16 protein-coding genes are annotated in these 21,159 nt (G+C 39.1%); 14 read left to right on the forward strand and 2 right to left on the reverse strand.

Going from position 1 to position 21,159, the window contains the following annotated elements:
* The first annotated feature begins 213 nt into the window (after positions 1–213).
* From QM524_RS09615 to QM524_RS09645, 7 genes are all read left to right on the forward strand, one after another.
* Positions 214–3,435: a DUF1553 domain-containing protein gene (locus QM524_RS09615; protein WP_283344405.1), complete on the forward strand. Its 3,222-nt coding sequence runs from the start codon at positions 214–216 to the stop codon at positions 3,433–3,435.
* A 143-nt stretch (positions 3,436–3,578) separates the two neighbouring features.
* Positions 3,579–5,081: a DUF1501 domain-containing protein gene (locus QM524_RS09620; RefSeq protein WP_283344406.1), complete on the forward strand. Its 1,503-nt coding sequence runs from the start codon at positions 3,579–3,581 to the stop codon at positions 5,079–5,081.
* 26 nt (positions 5,082–5,107) lie between these two features.
* A complete protein-coding gene (locus QM524_RS09625) occupies positions 5,108–6,217 on the forward strand; it encodes a twin-arginine translocation signal domain-containing protein (RefSeq protein WP_283344407.1) in 1,110 nt (369 codons plus the stop codon).
* A gap of 235 nt (positions 6,218–6,452) precedes the next feature.
* Complete coding sequence (locus QM524_RS09630; RefSeq protein ID WP_283344408.1) at positions 6,453–7,817, forward strand: c-type cytochrome domain-containing protein; 1,365 nt, start codon at positions 6,453–6,455, stop codon at positions 7,815–7,817.
* A gap of 332 nt (positions 7,818–8,149) precedes the next feature.
* Positions 8,150–8,392 carry a hypothetical protein gene (locus QM524_RS09635; protein ID WP_283344409.1) on the forward strand — a complete coding sequence of 81 codons (243 nt, stop codon included), beginning with the start codon at positions 8,150–8,152 and terminating at the stop codon, positions 8,390–8,392.
* Positions 8,393–8,738: 346 nt separating this feature from the next.
* Complete coding sequence (locus tag QM524_RS09640; RefSeq protein WP_283344410.1) at positions 8,739–9,167, forward strand: hypothetical protein; 429 nt, start codon at positions 8,739–8,741, stop codon at positions 9,165–9,167.
* 176 nt (positions 9,168–9,343) lie between these two features.
* Positions 9,344–9,772 (forward strand): hypothetical protein, encoded by a 429-nt coding sequence (locus QM524_RS09645; RefSeq protein WP_095164029.1) that lies wholly within the window; start codon positions 9,344–9,346, stop codon positions 9,770–9,772.
* 196 nt (positions 9,773–9,968) lie between these two features.
* On the opposite strand, the gene QM524_RS09650 is transcribed toward QM524_RS09645, so the two are convergent.
* Entirely contained in the window at positions 9,969–11,876 is a 1,908-nt protein-coding gene (locus QM524_RS09650; RefSeq protein ID WP_283344411.1) for an AAA domain-containing protein, read from the reverse strand.
* A 556-nt stretch (positions 11,877–12,432) separates the two neighbouring features.
* Here QM524_RS09650 and miaB point away from each other — a divergent pair.
* The 5 genes from miaB (at position 12,433) to secG (ending at position 17,349) form a co-directional block, all read left to right on the forward strand.
* Positions 12,433–13,851 carry a tRNA (N6-isopentenyl adenosine(37)-C2)-methylthiotransferase MiaB gene (gene miaB, locus QM524_RS09655; RefSeq protein WP_283344412.1) on the forward strand — a complete coding sequence of 473 codons (1,419 nt, stop codon included), beginning with the start codon at positions 12,433–12,435 and terminating at the stop codon, positions 13,849–13,851.
* A gap of 129 nt (positions 13,852–13,980) precedes the next feature.
* Positions 13,981–15,351, forward strand: a complete 1,371-nt coding sequence (locus tag QM524_RS09660) for a sigma 54-interacting transcriptional regulator (protein WP_095164026.1) — start codon at positions 13,981–13,983, stop codon at positions 15,349–15,351.
* Positions 15,332–15,853 (forward strand): LptE family protein, encoded by a 522-nt coding sequence (locus QM524_RS09665; protein ID WP_095164025.1) that lies wholly within the window; start codon positions 15,332–15,334, stop codon positions 15,851–15,853. Before QM524_RS09660 ends, QM524_RS09665 begins: the two co-directional genes overlap by 20 nt.
* A gap of 157 nt (positions 15,854–16,010) precedes the next feature.
* Positions 16,011–16,799, forward strand: a complete 789-nt coding sequence (locus QM524_RS09670; RefSeq protein WP_283344413.1) for a hypothetical protein — start codon at positions 16,011–16,013, stop codon at positions 16,797–16,799.
* Positions 16,800–16,989: 190 nt separating this feature from the next.
* Positions 16,990–17,349: a preprotein translocase subunit SecG gene (secG, locus tag QM524_RS09675; protein ID WP_095164023.1), complete on the forward strand. Its 360-nt coding sequence runs from the start codon at positions 16,990–16,992 to the stop codon at positions 17,347–17,349.
* A 379-nt stretch (positions 17,350–17,728) separates the two neighbouring features.
* Here the strand turns inward: secG and QM524_RS09680 are convergent, their stop codons facing one another.
* A complete protein-coding gene (locus QM524_RS09680) occupies positions 17,729–18,445 on the reverse strand; it encodes a hypothetical protein (protein ID WP_095164022.1) in 717 nt (238 codons plus the stop codon).
* 456 nt (positions 18,446–18,901) lie between these two features.
* On the opposite strand from QM524_RS09680, the gene QM524_RS09685 reads away from it, so the two are divergent.
* Both QM524_RS09685 and groL read left to right on the forward strand, forming a co-directional pair.
* The gene (locus QM524_RS09685) at positions 18,902–19,180 is read left to right on the forward strand and encodes a co-chaperone GroES (RefSeq protein ID WP_095164021.1); all 279 of its coding nucleotides are present in this window, start codon (positions 18,902–18,904) and stop codon (positions 19,178–19,180) included.
* A 157-nt stretch (positions 19,181–19,337) separates the two neighbouring features.
* Positions 19,338–20,963: a chaperonin GroEL gene (gene groL, locus QM524_RS09690; RefSeq protein ID WP_166579917.1), complete on the forward strand. Its 1,626-nt coding sequence runs from the start codon at positions 19,338–19,340 to the stop codon at positions 20,961–20,963.
* Positions 20,964–21,159 lie beyond the last annotated feature (196 nt).

Genomic DNA, 21,159 nt, shown 5'->3' on the forward strand with positions numbered 1-21,159 from the left:
AAAGCCTCAGGCACAACAATTAAATTCCATTTTGCCCACTAACTTAAGTACCTCATTTCTAAACATCTCCCCCATCTTTTTGTGGAAAATTAGCCAATACTTGTAGCATTTTATCCTATCCTACTTTGGTATTGAGTATAATTAATTTCATCCAACTTTTTACCAATAAGGTACAAGTAATTGCCCTGTATTTATGAATAAACCTAGTAACAAATGAAGAAACTTCTTCTTGTATTTTTCCCTATCATAATTTTATCTTCTTGCGGCAGCAGTGTGCCAGAAGAACTTAAAGCGGAAATCGCTCTATTACCAAATGAACTTGATTACAACATGGACGTAAAGCCTATCCTTTCGGATAAATGCTTTGCCTGTCATGGCCCTGATAAAAAGAAACAAAAGGCAGGTTTACGCCTCGACCTCGCCGAAGCAGCTTACGGAGATTTGCCCGAAAATCCGGGCAAAGTAGCCATCGACCCTGGCGACCTCAGCGATAGCGAATTGGTGCGTCGTATCCTTACGTCGAATCCCAAAGAAATCATGCCTACGCCCGAATCTCACCTTTCTTTGAGTAAGAAGGAAAAAGCTGTTCTAATCAAATGGATTAAAGACGGAGCTGAATACAAAGCTCATTGGGCATTTGAAAAACCCGAAAAACCTCGTGTGCCTTCGGTAGAAGCGGAAGATTGGGTAAAAAATGACATTGATAATTTTGTTTTAGCCAAACTCGAAGCCCAAAAACTCAAACCACAACCCGAAGCCGATAAAGAAACCTTGCTTCGCAGGGTGTATTTAGACCTGACAGGCTTACCGCCAAGCATTGCCGAAATAGATGCTTTTTTGGCTGATAAATCGCCTAATGCTTATGAAAAAGTGGTGGATAAATTACTCGCTTCGCAACACTATGGCGAAAAATTGGCTACCGATTGGATGGACGTGGCTCGCTTTGCCGATTCGCACGGCTATACGGTCGATAGGGTAAGAGATATGAGTCCCTTTAGGGATTGGGTTATCAAGGCTTTTAACCAAAATTTACCTTACGACCAATTTATCAAGTATCAATTGGCTGGAGATTTATTACCTAATGCTACTTTAGACCAAAAAATTGCTACGGGTTTTTTGCGCAATCACCAACAAAACATGGAGGGAGGGATTGTTGAAGAAGAGTTTCGGGTAGAATACGTCGTGGACAGAACCAATACCCTTGGCACAGCATTTTTGGGCATGACCCTCGAATGCTCTAAATGCCACGACCATAAATATGACCCGCTTTCGCAGAAAAATTACTACCAATTGTTTAGTTTCTTCAATAATGTAAACGAAGCTGGACAAATCTCTTGGGACGATGCCTTGCCCGTGCCAACCTTACAATTGCCTACCGCCCAACAACAAGCCATTGTCAAATACATTCAAACCAAACTCAGTGCAACGGTTCAAAACAAAGCGTATCCTGCTAAAATCAATGCGGAGTTTGAGCAATGGATTCGTAGCCAACAATACCAAAAAGACCTAGCCAATCAGCCCGATACCGTTGGCTTACAAGGATATTATACCTTCGATGATGCTTTGCTCAACCTTCGCAACAAAGCCCATAAGCCCAAAATGGCCCGTGATGTGGGTGGCACCGATAAAGATAAAGCAACGTACATCGCAGGAAAAAAAGGCAAAGGACTTTGGATGGAAGGCGACCTTTGGTTTGATACCCAAGGCGTTGGGGCTTTTCATCGCTACGAGCCTTTTACCGTATCTATTTGGGTAAATATTCCGAAAGAACTCAAAGAAGGAGTCATCCTACATCGGGGTGTTTCGGGGCTTTTGTATGGTTTTAGAGGCTATCATTTGCAAGTAAAAAACAACAAACTCGAATTTAATTTGGCTCGCACCGCTCCCGATAATGCCATTATTGTACATACCCAAAACGATGTTCCCAAAAACCAATGGATTCATCTAGCCATTAGTTACGATGGTTCTTCGTCGGCCAAAGGGGCAAAAATTTATGTAAATGGGCAAGCTGCTCCGCTCAATGTCATCAATGATAACCTGACAAGGGATATTGTGTTTTTTGAGCATACCTATAAAGTACAACCAACTTTACAAGTGGGTGCTTGGGGCAGAGGTTTAGGGTTTAAAAATGGAAAAGTGGACGAGCTAAAAGTATATAATCGCTTGGTATCGCCTTACGAAATAGCTGTTTTAGCCGAAAAGGCTAGTTGGAACAACTTGCTAACCAAGCCATTTGCCATGCTCAACGAGGCAGGAAAAAATGCCCTTAAAGGCTATTTTATCTCTGCCAAATCGACGGTTGGCAAACAATGGTTGAAAGAAATCACCAGTTATCGTAAAGCTCAAAACGATAGTTCCGAAAAAATTCGGGAGTACATGGTCATGAAAGAAATGCCCAAACCCCGACAAGCCTATATTTTGGAAAGAGGTTTGTATGATAGTCATGGAGAAAAAGTTTTTCCGAATACCCCCGAAAGCATTTTACCATTTAAAGAAAAATTTGCTAAAAATCGCATTGGCTTGGCGGATTGGTTGGTGGACGACGAGCATCCGCTTACGGCACGAGTAGCTGTAAATCGTTACTGGCAAATGCTTTTTGGCATAGGTATCGTCAAAACAACCGAAGATTTTGGCAACCAAGGAGAATTACCTGTTAATAAAGACTTACTCGATTATTTAGCGGTTGACTTTAGAGAAAACCAATGGAATGTAAAAGCCCTTTTGCGTAAAATTGTGCTTTCGGCAACATATCGACAAAGCTCTAAAGCCAGTAAAGAATTATTGGCACTCGACCCCGACAATCGCCTCATGGCACGTGGCCCAGCCAATCGCCTTACCGCCGAAATGATAAGAGATAATGCGCTGGTAGCAAGTGGTTTATTTAAAAATAAAATAGGTGGCAAAAGCATCAAACCTTATCAGCCCGAAGGACTTTGGGCCATCAATGGCGATATTTACATCCCCGACACGACAGACGAGATATACAAACGAAGCTTGTATATGCTTATCAAACGTTCTGTGCCACATCCTACTTTAGCCACGTTCGATGCCACAGCAAGGTCGTCATGTACCGTAAGGCGACAAAAAACGAGTACGCCATTGCAGGCATTAACTTTAATGAACGACCCTACTTTTATTGAAGCGTGTAAAGTAATGGGGGAAAACATGGTAAAAGAAGGCAATACGCCAAGGGCATTAGTCAATGTTTTTAGAAAAATTACGGGTCGCAAACCAATTCCAGCAGAATTAGCCTTGCTTTTACAACAGCAAAAAGCTTTGTATCAAAAGTTTAAGGCGAATCCAAAAAAGAAAGACAGTTGGCTCAATACGGGACTTTATCCGATAGACCGCCGTTTAGACCAAGATTGGATAGCCACCAATACCATAGTAGCTAATACCATTCTCAACTCCGACGCATCTATTACTAAACGATAATCATCGGATTGCGGATTTGGGATTTTTGATTTCGGAAATATAATTTTATGTCATTGACGAATAAATTTTATTCCGAAATCCGCAATCCCAAATCCGATATAAAAAATCACTCATTCACAACTCACCAATTCACAATTAAACAGATGGCACATCAGCATGATGAGGAATTTCGCCTACAGGGAGGCGAATTTGACGAACTCAATCGGAAATATGATAGAAGACGTTTTCTAACCAAAACTTCTTTAGGACTTGGTGCACTAGCTCTTGGCGGTTTGTGGGCAGGAACAGAGCTATTTGCCAATGCCCAAAAAAATAATACTGGTAGCCTCGAAGCAGATGTTTTGGCGGCATTACCGCATTTTGCTCCCAAAGCCAAACGAGTCGTGTATTTGTTTATGAGTGGCGGCCCTTCGCAGTTTGAAACGTTTGATTACAAACCCAAATTATACAATATGCTTGGGCAAGACCTGCCCGACTCGGTGCGAGGCAACCAACGTTTGACGGGCATGAGTGCCAGCCAAAGCCGTTTTCCGATTGCTCCTTCTTTATACAAATTCAATGCGCATGGACAAAACAATACCATGATTTCGGAATTGTTGCCGCATACCGCCAAAGTTGTAGATGAATTGTGTATCATCAAGTCGATGTACACCGAGCATATCAACCATGACCCTGCTATTACCTTTTTTCAAACAGGACACCAATTGCCGGGACGGCCGTCGATTGGCTCTTGGGTGAGTTATGGTTTGGGTTCTGATAACCAAAATTTACCTTCATTCATTGTATTGGTTACGAAAAATGGAGGCGGACAACCCTTGTATTCTCGTCTTTGGGGCAATGGTTTTTTGCCAACCAAACACCAAGGTGTACAATTTAGAAATGGCAAAGACCCTGTTTTGTACCTCAACAATCCTGAAAATTACGACGGAGCCGACCGCCGTGAAATGCTTGATTACCTCAACAAACTCAACAGCCTGCAAGCCGATTATTACGGAGACCCCGAAGTAGATGCCAAATTGGCCCAATACGAAATGGCGTTTCGTATGCAAACGTCTATTCCAGAAGTAATGGACATGAGCGACGAACCCGACGAGGTGTTTGAATTGTATGGAAAAGATTCGAGAGAATCAGGGACATTTGCAGCTAATTGCCTAATGGCGAGAAAATTACTGGAAAAAGATGTCAAATTTGTACAACTCTATCACCAAGATTGGGACCACCACGCTGCTTTGCCTAATGGTATTCAAAGCCAATGCCAAAAGGTTGACCAAGGTTGTGCGGCTCTCATTACCGACCTCAAACGCAGAGGTTTATTAGAAGATACCTTGGTGATTTGGGGCGGAGAATTTGGTAGAACGGTGTATTCACAAGGCAAACTTTCGCCTGAGAATTACGGACGTGACCATCACCCAAGAGCTTTTAGTATGTGGATGGCTGGTGCAGGTGTAAAAGCAGGGATAAGCTACGGCGAAACCGACGATTTTAGTTATAATATCGTCAAAGACCCTGTGCATGTACACGATTTTCAGGCTACTTTGATGCACTTGTTGGGCATAGACCATGAAAGATTTACCTTCAAAACCCAAGGCCGTAGGTATCGACTAACCGACCTGAGTGGCAAAGTAGTAAAAGATATTTTAGCCTAAAACCAAATGTAACCTTTTTATAGACTATGAATTACAATAGAAGAAATTTTCTCAAAAATACAGGTTTAACGGCTGCCGTAGGAGCATTGGGCATGAGCCAACAACCTACGTTGGCTCATACAAGTACCAAGGAGCTTGTCATTGGACATAACGATTTTCGGTATAAAGTAGATAAAAACTGGGCTAAACTCACCGTCAATCGCACGCCTTTGTTCAATTGTCACGAAATGGTGCAAGACCAACAAGGTCGATTAATTATGGTTGGCGACCACGTAGCCAATAATATTTTGATTTTCGATAAATCTGGTAAGTTGTTGTATAACTGGACGTTAGCGTTTCAGGGAGCACATGGATTGAGCTTGGCAAAAGAAGGCTCGGAAGATTTTTTACTAATTACCGATTGCGGTTGGTACCAAGACCGCAGTGGTCAATGGAAAAGCCAAGCAGGACAAGTCATCAAAACCGATACCAATGGCAAAGTAATTTTTACGATTGGTCATCCTCGAACCATTGGCGTTTACAAAGACAACGAGCCATTTATGCCCACCGAAACCGCCGTAGCTCCTAATGGCGATATTTATGTAGCCGATGGCTATGGCAGCGATTACATTATTCAATACAATAGCAAAGGGCAATACATTCGGCATTTTGGAGGCAAACACAACGCCAATCCTGAGCATAATTTAGTCAATACACATGGCGTTTCAATCGACCTACGTGACCCCAAAAATCCGAAAGTGGTTTGCTCTTCGAGAGAAGAAAATTGTTTTAAGTTTTTCACCCTTGATGGCAAATATTTATATAAAGTAGAATTGCCCGGAATGTATGTTTGTCGGGCAGTATTTCATCGAGAAAACCTCTACGCTGGTGTTTGTTGGAGTAAAGATAAAGAGGGAAAACAAAACTGGGGCGATTCGGGCTTTGTCACCATTTTAGATAAAAACAACCAAGTCGTTAGTAATCCAGGTGGTAATGCTCCTGTGTATCAAAATGGAAAGTTGCAAACGGTATTTTCAACAGAAAATCCTATTTTTAGTCATGGTCATGATGTTTGCATCGACGAAGACGATAGCATTTATGTGTGCCAATGGAATGCCAACCACACAGCCCCAATCAAACTAACACGAACGGTATAAATATGAGTGCTGAATTGTGAGTGATGAGTTTTGAGTACAATTTTATGATTACTAATACTTTACCTCGTCAATCTATCAAATATATTTTTTGAGTTTTCGGCTTTCAGCTATGGGCATTCAGCAAAAGCATATCTATCGTTACTAAAAAACAATTTAACACTCTTTGCCTTGTGCCTGTTGCCTTGTGCCTAAAATACAAATCTCAAACCTAATTTAGCTCACTAACTGAATACAAATGATCTTATTGGATATTTTTTCTTACCTCGGACGAATGCACCCTTTGGTGGTGCATTTGCCGATTGGTTTTTTGGTACTCGCTGCTGTTTTCGACCTTTTAACCTATAAGTCTAACTATGCTTTTCTAAAACCTGCTGTGCCGCTCATTTTGCTTTTGGGAGGCTTCTCGGCTACAATTGCCTGCGTAATGGGATGGTTTTTATCACAAACTGGCGATTACGACTATCTCATATTAAGAAATCACAAATATACAGGTATCAGTGTAGCCGCAGTTTCCTTTATTTTTTACGGCTTAAAAAGCCGTTTCTTACAAGCTATTTTTCAGCTTTCTGATAAAACATTTTCAGGCTTATTATTGGCACAAATGTGCCTATTGAGCTATGCAGGACATCAAGGCGGAAATCTTACGCATGGGGCTGATTACCTAAGTTTTAGTCAAATTACCCAAAAAGAGAAAGTACAAGTAAGCAGTTTGAGCCAAGCCAAAGTTTTTGAAGATTTGGTTTTACCAGTCTTAGAAAACAAATGCCAACAATGCCATCAGCAAGGCAAAAAGAAAGGCGATTTATTATTGGTAAATTATCAAGATTTACTGAAAGGAGGCAAAAATGGGCCAGCGATTGTATTAGGTTCTTCGGCGAAAAGTGAGCTATTCCGACGAGTAACCTTGCCTGCCGACCACAAAGAATTTATGCCAACCGACGGCAAACCCGCTTTAACACCCGAAGAAATAGCCTTGCTAAAATGGTGGTTAGATGAGGGGAAAGGAGCAGAAAACCTGAGCTTTACCGCCGTGCCTCATCACGAAAAAATGACAGCTGTAGCCTCTGCTATTTTGGGTATTGCAGGAGCGGTTTTACCACAAGAAAACACATCCATACAAACTTTTACCAATCCAAACATTCCAAAGCAAGTAGATGAAAAAGCATTGCAAAATGCCATTGCTGGAGGTTTTAATATTCGGTTGATGAACCATAATCCAGTAATGTTGGATGTGAGTTTTATAGATAAAAAAGCTACGCCAAACTTGGCATTGCTTGTGCCTTTGGCTAAAAATATTGTATGGTTAAACCTCAATCAATTAAACCTTTCTAACAAAGTTGGGGCGAGTATTGCACAGATGTCGAACCTTGAAAAATTACGTTTAGAAAAAAATAACATTAGCGATGGCATTGCCTCCGATTTGATTGGACTGCAGCACTTAAACTCCCTCAACCTCAACGAAACACAGGTAAGTAATGTGACAGTCAATGAATTGAAAAAGTTAAAATCTTTACAACATATTTATGTTTGGAGAACCAAAGTTTTAGAGACTCAGCCTAATGACACTAACGCTCATGCCTTAAAAATTATCAGTAAATAGCACCCATTACTCCTTAAATACCCTGATGGTTTAGAGCTATCGGGGTATTTTTTTTTATTCATTCCAACCTTTTTTATATCTCGCTACTCTTTATTTAAAATCTGTTTAAAAATTATGTTGGCACTATGAAAACTTTACTCTCTACCTTATGTATATCGTTATTTATCTTGAGTTGCAAACAGGATAGTCAATCGATTATAACCCCAGAAAATATTGTTGGTACCTGGCTACCAACTTATGAAAAATTTGATGAGATAGAAAAGAAGTGGACTTCAATTAAAACAACTTCCCCACTACCCGGACTAAGTTTCGGAGCTGACAGCAGTTTCTCAATGTTGTATACTCTTGGTTCTACAGAATATTGTTGTGGAATCATTGGCAATAAATACACGGTTGAGGATAGAGTAATCAAATTTACGGATAGAATCACTTGTCCAAATGTCAAATGTGCGCAAGTAGTCAATTGTACTGGGTGGAGTATCAGAAAACTAGACGGTGATATTCTCGAAATCAATCAATGTCCCGACGGGATTTATCGTTTTAAAAGAACAATTTTACTAGTTTCCTCAAAATAAAAAGCAATAAATCTTGGCATTTTAGTCAGTATAAAAATTTGGATTATTTTTCCCAATAGTTTGACTCTCGAATACATTAATACTGAAAATCAATTATTTACATTTAAAATTCACAACTTATAATTAGTACTGTATGTAGGATTATATAACTATTTATTTCGGATACCAGATATTGGTTTGGGGAAGTATAAGCTTCTAATACTTTGTAAAAACCAAGGATATTTTTCTTTATCTCCTAAAACTGAAATTGTTAGAAATCATTCGTACAGCCCTAATTCATAATCCAGTTTTAACAATAAGTAAACCTCCTTTATCTAAAATTCAATTCAAAATTTATTCTAAAACTATGAGAACATTATTTGTAGCCATTTTGATGGCATTGGCAGTGGTAAGTTGCAAACAAGATGGTCAATCGATTGGCACTCAGGAAAGTATTGTCGGCAAATGGGCACCGACTTATGAACTATTCGACGAGTCTACCCAAAAATGGAGTTCTATCCAAACGTTAGTTGCTCTCCCTACTTATGAGTTTACGTCAGATGCACGTGTACTTCAAAACGACAAGCCAGCAGGCGACCAAGATTGTTGTGGATTTATCGGAAACAAATATGCATTTAAAAATGGGAAAATAACTTTTTCAGACTTTAAGATATGTCCAAACGTAAGCTGCTATGCTTTACATTGTGACGGCTGGACAGTCAGAAAATTAGAAGGTGATATCATGGAAATAGCTCAATGTCCAGGCGGAATCATGAGATACAAAAGAGTAAAATAATTGTCATCTTTCCCTCTAAGAAATCGTGCAAAATTAGATATAAGTTGTGTGCTTTAGGCACTAGGCAAAGAGTTTTAACATATTTTTAAGTAACTACAGATATGTTATTGCCGAAAGCCCATTACTGAAAGTCGAAAGCCAAATAGTTGAATGTCATTTTGCCCACTAACTTACGTATGAGAGCATTTATCAGTATTTCAACCGTATTTATCGTACTCTTCATCTCTTGTAAAAACGGGAATGATATTGAGCCCAAAAACCTCATTGGTCAATGGCGACCTACTTATGAGATTTTTAATGATAGTACTCAAAAATGGGAGGTCATTCTATCGTATATGCTACTCCCCAACATTGAATTTACTTCAGATGGAAAATTTCTTATAAACAACCGACCAGGCTCAGAAGGCGATTGTTGTGGTTATATCGGAAGTCAGTACAAAGTGGAAAACAACATGGTTATCTTCTCTAACTTTGGTACACCTTGTCCTAATGCCTTATGCCTCAACTCTACTTGTAAAGGATGGTCTATCAAGAAGTTAAGCGAAGAAACCTTAGAAATATATCAGTGTCCGAATGCAACTTATAGATATACGAGAGTAAAATAAAAATAAGGCTTTACTTGCGCACAAGTAAAGCCTTATTTTTGTAAGTTTGAATAGAAATTGCTATCACTAACTATCTTGCATAATGACTACCGTTATTTCGTATTTCTTACCAGCTATCTTATTATTTTGGCTTACCACATTCAACCCAAAGAATGTTGAATTTTCGTTTTCAAAATTTCAGAAAGTAGTTAAAAAATCACATAAACTCCCACGCACTTAGATATGATCCAGCATTTTCTGCATATTCGATAAACTTAGCATAAAAATCAAATTGTGCTAAGGTGGCACTATCACCAATTACCACAAGTTTTTTCTTAGCTCTAGTCATAGCCACATTCATTCTGCGAATGTCGGATAGGAATCCTATTTCTCCTTCTGCATTATTTCGCACCATACTGATATACACTATGTCGCGCTCTTGTCCCTGAAAACTATCTATGGTATTAACCGAGATTCTTTTCAAAAACTTCTCTTCAATTCCCGAATGTTGTACTAATTGTTGTAATTCCAACGCTTGTTGCTTGTACGGTGAAATCACCGCAATACTTGGTGCTGCGCCATCAGGTTTTTCGGCTTTATAATTTTCTATTAATTGAGTAAGATGTTTTACCAACAATTGTGCTTCCTCTGGATTGATCGTTGATGTGCCAATTAATTTTTCCTCAAAACCACAACCCGCAGTATCTACAAAATTCAAGGCAATTTCTCCATCAAACAAGGTTCTTTGTGCGACCGACTCATGCGCTTTCAATAAATTTTGGTAAAATACTTGCGACGAATATCCCATAATCAACTCATTCATACGGTATTGTTCTTGTAATAATACCACAGATTCGGGATGGGCTTCTACAGATTTTTCTAAAAGTGTTTTACTCAATCCTTTTTGCGAAGCTTCATTTGATTTGATGGTTGGTGCCAATTGACAGTGGTCGCCCGCCAATATCACTCGCTGTGCCTTCAAAATGGCAATCCAACAGGCAGGCTCTAGCGCCTGACCTGCCTCGTCAATCACTACGGTTTTGTACTGCAATTTTCTGACTGTATAATGGTTTGCCCCTACCATTGTTGCCGTCACAATTTGAGTTTTGGTCAAAATATCATCAATCATATATTGCTCCGTGCGCTCTACCTCCTTCATGATTTTATGCGCCTCCTCAAACAACAATTTACGTTGGTCACGCTCAGCTTTGCCAAAATTACGTTTGTATTTATGCGCCATGTTTTTGAACTCCTGCGCTTGTTTCTTAAAGCGTTTGATTTCTTTAATGGCGGGGTGCTCCGTCATTTTAGCATCTAAAGTCAATGTCATCAAAGCATCCGAAACTCTAGCTGGATTGCCCACTCGCAACACATTAAGCCCTGCCAGCGATAACTTTTCACTCAACAAATCTACAGCCGCATTACTAGGTGCTACCACCAGAATCGGTCCTTGGTCTTTTTGGGCTAATTGCTGAATGGCTTCTACCAAGGTTGTAGTTTTTCCAGTCCCTGGAGGGCCATGCACTATGGCCAAATCTTGCGCTTGAAGGATTTTGGTTAACGCTTTATTCTGGAACTCATTGAGTTTTGGACTAGACTTAGCCTGTATATATTCATCAAATGTTGGTATAGTTTGCCCCGTCAACACCTTTATCAAGTGTGCTTTGGGCGAATTACTATCATTGAGATGCACTTGCGCTACTTTCAAAGCCGCAAACATTTCATCATAGCTATTTTCATCAAAAAGTACATCTACCCCCAACTTTCCATCGCGACTCCAATCGGGCAATTCATCGGTTTTTAGGGTCAACTTTAACCTATTGCCCCCTTGATAGGAAACTAGCCCTTCTATCCTATCATCCGAAGGATTATGATTGCTAAACAGCGTTGCAGGAACGCCAAAACGAAACAAATGCGCCAAATCATGATGCGTTGTACGTTCCAACTCCACACTTATATAATCGCCCTTTGTCAACTCTGTACCACGAATAGCCACTGGATACCACGTAAGTCCATTAGCGCGTCGCTCGCTTACGCTAGTGCTTTCGGTCAGTTGTTTGTATTGGGTACGGTCTTCTTCCCGCTCTATTTGTAATAAGGATGTTAAATTTTCAAAATATGACATTAGAATAAGTTATGAATGATGAGGACAGAGTTAGTACTATACGAAGAATTATAAAAACTGTTTATTTCGGATATCGGATGTTGGATTTCGGAAGTATAATCTTCTATATTTTGCAAAAAACAAAGGTATTTTACTGTATTTCCGAAATCTGAAATCCCAAATCTGCAATAGTTTGAAATCATTCGTACAGCCCTAGCACAGAGTATTAAGATTCCATAATTGATTTCTTGATTATTTATTTTCAAGAAAATATTCACTCCTAGTAACAACATCATTGAATGATGAAAAGCTTAAATTTTCCTAAAATTTCTTAAATGAAACCTTAAGGTTGAACTAAAACTGTGAAAAGGCTATTTTACTATCATGTCAAATCGGTACATGCTAGGATATAAACTCAAGAAATAGCACAATTCCACAAAAGTCTGACATAATGGCAGGATTGACAAGAAAAATCCGTAAATTTGTAGATTAAAACGAATGAGGCGGTCAATTATGAACAAAAGTATTCTGATTGCGCCCAACACCCTATTCGAATCATATTATTCTTAATCAAAAGATGAGAAGCTTAGAAATACTCAAAGACGAAGACAAAGAAGCGTTAGAAGTAGCCCGCATTTCGGTGGACGAAACTGGCAAGGAAAGTAAAAAGAAATTATACATCGAGAGTTACGGCTGTCAGATGAACTTTTCGGATAGTGAAATCGTAACTTCGATTTTGCAAGAACAAGGCTATGCCACTACAAGCCAATACGAAGAAGCTGACGTAATCTTGTTGAACACTTGTGCCATTCGTGAAAATGCGGAGCAAAAAGTGAGAAATCGTCTGAAAAACTTTACACCACTCAAAAAGAAAAAACCTCAGGTTGTGGTTGGTGTATTGGGTTGTATGGCGGAACGCTTGAAAACGAAATTTTTGGAAGAAGAAAAAATCGTTGACGTGGTCGCTGGCCCTGACTCTTATCGTGATTTACCTAACCTTTTCAGTGAGGTTGACGAAGGTCAAAAAGCTATCAATGTATTCCTTTCTCGTGACGAAACTTACGCCGACATTACACCTGTACGTTTGAACTCAAACGGTGTTACGGCCTTTGTAAGTATCATGCGTGGTTGCGACAATATGTGCTCATTCTGCGTAGTACCTTTCACAAGAGGTCGTGAGCGCTCACGTGACGTACATTCAATCCTAAAAGAGTGTCAAGAATTACATGACAACAACTTCAAAGAGGTTACACTCTTGGGACAAAATGTAGACTCATACAAATGGTCATCTGAAGATGGCTCAGAAACAGTCAACTTTGCTCAATTATTGGAACGAGTAGCTTTGATTAGTCCAGAACTACGTGTTCGTTTCTCTACGTCACACCCTAAGGATATTACCGATGAAGTTTTGCATACTATGAAAAAGTATGAAAACATCTGTAACTATATTCACTTGCCAGCACAATCAGGTAACTCGAGAGTCTTGAAAATCATGAACCGTACCTACGACCGTGAATGGTATTTGAATCGTATCGATGCGATTCGTGCTATTTTGGGCGAAGAGTGTGGTATTTCGCATGACCTTATTGCAGGTTTCTGTACCGAAACAGAAGATGAGCATAAAGATACATTGAGTCTTATGGAATATGTAAAATATGACTACGGCTATATGTTTGCTTATTCGGAAAGACCAGGAACACCTGCTGCCAAAAAATTGGAAGATGATATTCCAGAAGACGTGAAAAAACGCCGTTTAAATGAAATCATTGCCCTTCAACAACAACACTCATTGGCAAGAAACCAAATGTCAATTGGTAAGGTTCAGAAGGTATTGGTAGAAGGTTTCTCAAAACGTTCAGACGATTTCTTACAAGGACGCAACGACCAAAACAAGGTGGTGGTATTCCCTAAATTAAACTTCCAAAAAGGCGACTACGTAAACGTTCTTATCAAAGAATGTACCGCAGCAACCCTCATTGGAGAAGCGGTGGTTTAGAGAATTGTGAATGTTGAATGAGTGAATTGTGAATAATGGTGTTAAATATTGTTTTTAACAACACCTCATTCACCATTCACTCACTCACAATTCTTTGATTCAATCAACCTATCCAAATCCTATAAATATATGACTAATTCCGAATTACAATCCATCAAAGCCCGATTTGGTATAATTGGCAATTCCCCCGCCTTGAACCATGCCATCGAAGTAGCTGCACAGGTTGCTCCTACCGACATGACCGTGCTGATTACAGGCGAAAGTGGTTCGGGAAAGGAATCATTCTCAAAAATTATACATAATGTTTCGGCACGAAAACACGGTCAGTTTATTGCGGTAAACTGCGGTGCAATACCCGAAGGAACGATTGATTCAGAATTATTTGGTCATGAAAAAGGAGCTTTTACTGGTGCAGTAGATGCTCGTAAAGGTTACTTTGAAGTGACCGATGGCGGTACCATTTTCTTGGACGAAATTGCCGAAATGCCTCTTGGTACTCAAGCTCGCTTGTTACGTGTACTCGAAAATGGAGAATTTATTAAAGTGGGTTCTTCCAAAGTACAGCGTACCAATGTTCGAGTTGTAGCGGCCACAAACATCAACTTGATGCAGGCTGTAGAGCGTGGCAAATTCCGTGAGGACTTGTACTACCGTCTAAATACCGTTCCAATTTTTGTGCCTCCACTTCGTGATCGTGGTTTAGATATCGAATTGCTTTTTAGAAAATTCACTACCGATTTTGCCGAAAAGTATCGTATCAAACCTATCCAGCTGACCCAAGATGCTCAGAATATTTTGTTGTCACAAAGGTTTCCTGGTAATATCCGCCAGTTGAAAAACTTGGCTGACCAAATCTCTATTTTGGAAGTCGATGACCGTATTGTTGATGCCAACAAATTGACTCATTATTTACAAATGAATAGTGGTCAACAAGTAGGTAACGGGCTCGTTAGAAAGGACTTTGAAGCACAGAATAAAGATAACTTTAATGAGCGTGAATTACTCTACAAAATTCTTTTTGATATGCGTCGCGATGTGACCGAACTCAAAAAGATGTTTTTGGAGGTGCTTAAAAATAATGGTGAAATGACTGGCGATATCCTGAAGGGTCATGAAACTTTATTCCAAGGGTTAGAGGGTGAAAGTATTCCTGCCAGTTATGGCAATAGCTTTCAAGCTCCTGAAATGAACCCTAGTCGAATTTTGCCTCCAAGTACGCCAAATTTTGATCAGCCTAGCTATCAAAATGTCAATGTTTCGCCAAGTGATAATGAGTTAAAAATTATTTCACTCGACGATAACAATACCGCTAACGATGTTTACGATATTACTCATGTGGCCGAGGAGGTATCTTTATCTTTAGAAAAACAAGAGAAAGATATGATTATCAGAGCCTTGAGAAAAAATAAAAATAAACGCAAATACGCCGCTCAGGATTTGGGTATTTCCGAAAGAACGCTTTATCGCAAAATCAAGCAATATGACATCGAAGAAGAATAATCTCTGGAAAATTTCTGGTATATTACTTTTTGTAGGAATCGCAAGCTTGTTACAGGCTTGCTATACGTTTCGTGGGGCCAGTTTAGACCCGAATTTGAAAACCATTCAGATTCAAAACTTTACGACACAAGCAGCAGGTGGTCCAACCAACCTTACCTTGACTTTCAATGAAAAAATGAAAGAATACTTTCAGCGAAATACTTCATTGAAAATGGCCAATATCAATCCAGATTTGATGTTTGAAGGAAGTATTACAGGATATGATGTCGAAGCAAAAGCTACTAGTTCATCCGATAAAGGGGGACTTAACCGCCTAACTATCAGAGTTCAAGTAAAGTTTACTAATGCCAAAGACGAGAATAAAAACTTTGACCAAGAGTTTTCTTTCTACCAAGATTTCCCTCAAAATCAAACCGTTACGGCAGTAGAAAAAGATTTGATTCCGAAGATATTTGACCAAATTGTTTTGGATATTTTTAACAAAACCGCAGGAGAGTGGTAAAAGCTTTTGAGTGATGAGTTGGGAATTAGGGTTGCGCTAAGTAAAACTGTTTATTTCGGATATCTGATATTGGATTTCGGAAGTGTAAGCTTCTATATTATGTAAAAAATATAGAGATTTTACTTTATTTCCGAAATCAAAAATCCCAAATCTGAAATTGTTTGAAGTCCTTCGCACAACCCTAATTCTCAACTCACCATTCAAAACTCCTAACTCAAAACTCAAAAAACTCATCACTCCTTTTACCTATAACTTCTCGATGACTAAAGAAGCTTTTTCATATTTAGTAACCAATCCCAATGAGGTTTCCAAAAAGGATGTAGAGTCTTTGGAAGCTATTTTGGAAGAATATCCATTCTTTCAATTAGCACATACCTTAGTAGCAAAAGGCTATCATGCCAATTATGCAGAAGAATTAGCCAACGAAAAAATTCGTAAGGCTGCCATATATGCGCTCAATCGCAATGCTTTAAGAAAAGTAATAAATGGAAGTTTTGTGAACGAAAATCTGGTTCCTCAAAATTCTCCTAGCACAGTCGAATACATCAATAAAGTAGATAAAATCATAGAACAAGCAACGGCAGAAGAGCAACCTCAAACCTTTGCAAATCATGATTTAGTAGCTTTCTCGGCCTCTTATGAAGATGCATTGTTGGATGATATTTTGAATAAACAACAAAAACAACTCGACATTATCAATTCCTTTATTGAGAAAGACCCAGGCTTGATTCGCACTTCTAAAAGTCAGATAGATTCCCCTGTGAACCATATAGATTTATCTGCCAAAAGCACTAAAGCAGAAAAAGAAGTTGTCACAGAAAGCTATGCCAAAATTTTGACGATGCAAGGGCGCAAAGAAAAAGCGGTAGAGGTGTATGAAAAATTAATTTTGAAATTCCCAGAAAAAAAAGCGTACTTTGCGGATAAAATTAAGGCCATACAGTAGGAAGAGTTTATTTACTTGACTAAATTTAGCATTTCAAGCATTCAATAAGTTCTTCTCAAAGCAATGAGCTTGCGATTTGAGCTTATCGTCTGACACGTCTTAATTTGGCCTAATGCCTACTGCTATTGCTTACAGCGTTAGTAATTCATTTCCAAATACAAAATATTCACATTTAAAGTAAAAGTAAAAAATGTTCGGAGCAGTTATTGTAATTATTTGTATCGTAGCGGTATTGTTAGTGTTCGTAGTACTTGTGCAAAACCCTAAAGGAGGTGGCTTATCGGGTGAATTCGGTTCGGCTGGCGCTAGCCAAATGTTCGGTGTACAACGCACTGGCGACCTACTTGAACAAATTACTTGGGGTGGAGCGATTCTAATTGCTTTGTTAACATTGGGTTCTAAGTTTTTGACTCCAACAGCTTCTGAAGGAATCAACTCTGTGAACGTTGAAAAAGCAGCTACTAAAACTATTCCTGCAGCTGTGCCTGCACCAGCTCCTGCTGCTCCAGCTTCAGGAACTCCAGCACCAGCGCCTGCACCAGCGAAATAATCTTTCGTAGGTACGGATACAATAAAAAAGTCGAGCAAGAAATCTTGCTCGACTTTTTTTGTTGACCTTGCAACGGTTTAATCATTTTCGTTAAGTGTGAATAAATTCACCCGCTAAATGGAATTGTTGACTTTAACACAAATACATGATATGTATGAGTGCTGAATTGTGAGTAATGAGTTTTGAGTATAATTTTATGATTACTAATATTTTATCTCATTAATCCCTCCAACTTAATTTTGCGCTTTAGGCAGTAGGCAAAGAGTTTTATCATGTTTTTGCCGAATATCAATACCTGAAAGCCGAAAACATATTTTCTCCTTGAGAATATAGCTTGCACAAAACTCCTCACTCGAAACTCGACATTCAAAACTCCTATTTACGCTGCCGATACCATTTCGACCACCTTGCGTTGAGCTATTGGCAAGAAGGTTTCCTCCAAGGGTAAAATACTGGAAGACTCAACCAAAAATGTGGCTGGGTTGGGCAAGTGTCTATATTTTTTGACTAAATCAATCTTCATATTTTCGAAAGTATTCGCCATCGAACGACGAACGGTATCCACATAAAAGGTTTTTAGTCCTCTACATTTTTCGTGGTTGTTTTCAAAAATGGTCAGATTGAATTGATAAATCCGTGTTTCCTGAATACAAGGCTCATACAAAAACAGGTATCCTTCATTTTTGTACAAAGGCAAAACGCCAATAGGCGCAATTGAAATACCTTTTTCAACCTTTGATAAAAGCTCTTTTCCTTCCTCAATTGAGTACTTAAATTTTGGCAAAGCATATTCCATAATACTTTGCATTTCGGATATAACTTCGTTTTCGGGCTGTTTTACTTCTTCATAATTGACTTGCAATGCATCCGAATCTAGTCCTTTGATCCTCTTCGGAAAATTTTTCGCCATTTGTTGTAGACCGTCCTTAAAGTACATCGAATACTCATAATGACGCTGCAAATCAGATAAGTCAGGGTAAAGCTTCTTTTCTTTGAAGTTAGTTTTGACAGATTGTAGGTAGGCGAGCAACAAATATTTTTTGTACTCGAAGTCAATTAAACCTGCGGTGAGCCAATCTTTTTCTAAATTTCTCATCTTGGGCCTCCTTTCTTAAGTGGTGAGTTTGTGAATTAGTGAATGGTGAATGATGTTAAAGATGACTCTAGCTGTAGAAATCCGTTGCTTCGCGCTGTACATAGATGAATTATCTTTATAGAGTCATAGATTTTCTTGTCGATTTCACCTACACTTGAAATTAAGAACTTCGTCGAAAAAAACAAATATTCAGGTAGTTTTTTGAAATTGGCATAATGAAGAAACCTGTTTGAAGTCAATTTGTCATAAAATAAGTACAAAATAGGAGACAAAATTTCAGGTTGAATTGACAAATGAATAGAGTATGACAGAGTTTGAAGCCAAAACCTGACAATATTTCAGCAAAATGCCCAATGGCACAAAAAATGTACACAGATGCCATGTCAGCCAAGTAGTAATTATGGCTGGCTCTGACCTAAAATTTACATAAACAAAAAATAACTCTTACAAAAACAAATGTCAACAGTTAGTATCAAACCATTAGCTGACAGAGTTCTAGTTGAACCAGCAGCAGCAGAAGAAAAAACTGCATTCGGAATTATCATCCCTGACACAGCGAAAGAAAAACCACAAAAAGGAACAGTAGTAGCAGTAGGTGCTGGCAAGAAAGATGAGCCGTTGACTGTTAAAGTAGGCGACACTGTATTATACGGTAAATACTCTGGTACTGAAATCGCGGTAGAAGGAAAAGACTATTTAATCATGCGCGAAAGCGATATTTTCGCAATCGTTTAATTTTCAGTTATCTGTTAGGCGTGAACGGTTATCTTTTAACAAAACGCTTTAACTCAAAATAATTGCAAAAAAAATTATAAAAGTTGTTTACTCTGCACGTCATTTAGTTCACTATTATTGACAACAGACAACCAATAACTAATAACAAATTTCAACAATGGCAAAGGAATTATTTTTTGACACCGACGCTCGTGATAAATTGAAAAGAGGCGTTGACACTTTAGCAAATGCAGTAAAAGTAACTTTGGGACCAAAAGGTCGTAACGTTATCATCGATAAAAAATTCGGTTCTCCTACAATCACTAAAGATGGTGTTTCGGTAGCGAAAGAAATCGAATTGGAAGATGCAGTTGAAAACATGGGTGCTCAATTGGTGAAAGAAGTAGCTTCTAAAACAGCTGACCAAGCTGGTGATGGTACTACTACTGCAACAGTATTGGCGCAGGCTATCTACACAATCGGTTCTAAAAACGTAGCTGCTGGTGCAAATCCAATGGATTTGAAACGTGGTATCGACAAAGCGGTAAGTGCAGTTGTAGGTTCATTGAAATCTCAATCTAAAGCTATCGAAACTTCAAACCAAATCGCTCAAGTTGCTACAATCTCTGCTAACTCTGATGCTGAAATTGGTAACATGATTGCTAACGCGATGGACAAAGTTGGTCGTGAAGGTGTAATCACTGTTGAAGAAGCTCGTGGTACTGAAACTGAAGTTAAAACTGTAGAAGGTATGCAGTTTGACCGTGGTTATTTGTCTCCATACTTCGTAACAAACACTGAGAAAATGGAAGCTGAATTAGAGCGTCCATTCATCTTGATTTCTGAGAAGAAAGTATCTTCAATGAAAGAATTGTTACCAGTATTGGAAGGTGTTGCTCAAACTGGTCGTCCTTTGTTGATCATCGCTGAAGATGTTGACGGAGAAGCTTTAGCTACATTGGTAGTTAACAAAATCCGTGGTGCATTGAAAGTTGCTGCTGTTAAAGCTCCAGGTTTCGGTGACCGTCGTAAAGCTATGTTGGAAGACATCGCTATCTTGACTGGTGGTACTGTAATTTCTGAAGAACGTGGTTTCAAATTAGAGCACGCTACTATCGAATATTTAGGACAAGCTGAAAAAATCATCATCGACAAAGACAACACAACTGTTGTAAACGGTGTTGGTTCTTCAGATGGTATCCAAGCTCGTGTAAACCAAATCAAAGCTCAAATCGAGAATACAACCTCTGATTATGACCGTGAGAAATTGCAAGAACGTTTGGCTAAATTGTCAGGTGGTGTTGCTATCCTTTACATCGGTGCTGCTACTGAAGTAGAAATGAAAGAGAAGAAAGACCGTGTTGACGATGCTTTACACGCAACTCGCGCTGCTGTAGAAGAAGGTATCGTTGCAGGTGGTGGTGTAGCATTAATCCGTGCTATCTCTTCATTAGACGGTTTGAAAGGTGAAAACGATGACCAAACTACTGGTATCAACATCATCCGTCAGGCTATCGAAGCTCCATTGAGAACAATCGTTTCAAACGCAGGTGGTGAAGGTTCTGTAGTAATCAACGCAGTGAAAGCTGGCGAAGGTGACTACGGTTACAACGCTCGTGAAGACAAATACGAAAACATGTTAGTAGCTGGTATCATCGACCCTACTAAGGTAACTCGTTTGGCTCTTGAAAACGCAGCTTCAATCGCAGGCTTGTTGTTGACTACTGAATGTGTGATTGCTGACAAACCAGCAGCAGACCTTCCAGCAGCTCCACACGGTGGCGGAATGGGCGGAATGATGTAATCATCAATTTCTGCTTATAAATCAAAGGCCTCTTTCTACGGGAAGAGGCCTTTTTTTATTCTATTGAGTGGATGAGTGAGTGGTGAATGATTTAGAGTATTTGGCTTTGATAAGCTGTTTTTTTGTTGTCTAACATATAAGCTAATTGTAATTTAGGTAGTTTAACTTTATCATCGTTACAACATAGATATGCCTG

It is taken from the genome of Flectobacillus roseus (genome assembly GCF_030056595.1).
In the GTDB taxonomy this organism is placed as follows: Bacteria; Bacteroidota; Bacteroidia; order Cytophagales; family Spirosomataceae; genus Flectobacillus; species Flectobacillus roseus.

Coding starts and splice junctions, on each gene's coding strand:
- QM524_RS09615 (WP_283344405.1), top strand. CDS start 214: ATGAAGAAACTTCTTCTTGTATTTTTCCCTATCATAATTTTATCTTCT.
- QM524_RS09620 (WP_283344406.1), top strand. CDS start 3,579: ATGGCACATCAGCATGATGAGGAATTTCGCCTACAGGGAGGCGAATTT.
- QM524_RS09625 (WP_283344407.1), top strand. CDS start 5,108: ATGAATTACAATAGAAGAAATTTTCTCAAAAATACAGGTTTAACGGCT.
- QM524_RS09630 (WP_283344408.1), top strand. CDS start 6,453: ATGATCTTATTGGATATTTTTTCTTACCTCGGACGAATGCACCCTTTG.
- QM524_RS09635 (WP_283344409.1), top strand. CDS start 8,150: ATGTTGTATACTCTTGGTTCTACAGAATATTGTTGTGGAATCATTGGC.
- QM524_RS09640 (WP_283344410.1), top strand. CDS start 8,739: ATGAGAACATTATTTGTAGCCATTTTGATGGCATTGGCAGTGGTAAGT.
- QM524_RS09645 (WP_095164029.1), top strand. CDS start 9,344: ATGAGAGCATTTATCAGTATTTCAACCGTATTTATCGTACTCTTCATC.
- QM524_RS09650 (WP_283344411.1), bottom strand. CDS start 11,876: ATGTCATATTTTGAAAATTTAACATCCTTATTACAAATAGAGCGGGAA.
- miaB (WP_283344412.1), top strand. CDS start 12,433: ATGAGAAGCTTAGAAATACTCAAAGACGAAGACAAAGAAGCGTTAGAA.
- QM524_RS09660 (WP_095164026.1), top strand. CDS start 13,981: ATGACTAATTCCGAATTACAATCCATCAAAGCCCGATTTGGTATAATT.
- QM524_RS09665 (WP_095164025.1), top strand. CDS start 15,332: ATGACATCGAAGAAGAATAATCTCTGGAAAATTTCTGGTATATTACTT.
- secG (WP_095164023.1), top strand. CDS start 16,990: ATGTTCGGAGCAGTTATTGTAATTATTTGTATCGTAGCGGTATTGTTA.
- QM524_RS09680 (WP_095164022.1), bottom strand. CDS start 18,445: ATGAGAAATTTAGAAAAAGATTGGCTCACCGCAGGTTTAATTGACTTC.
- QM524_RS09685 (WP_095164021.1), top strand. CDS start 18,902: ATGTCAACAGTTAGTATCAAACCATTAGCTGACAGAGTTCTAGTTGAA.
- groL (WP_166579917.1), top strand. CDS start 19,338: ATGGCAAAGGAATTATTTTTTGACACCGACGCTCGTGATAAATTGAAA.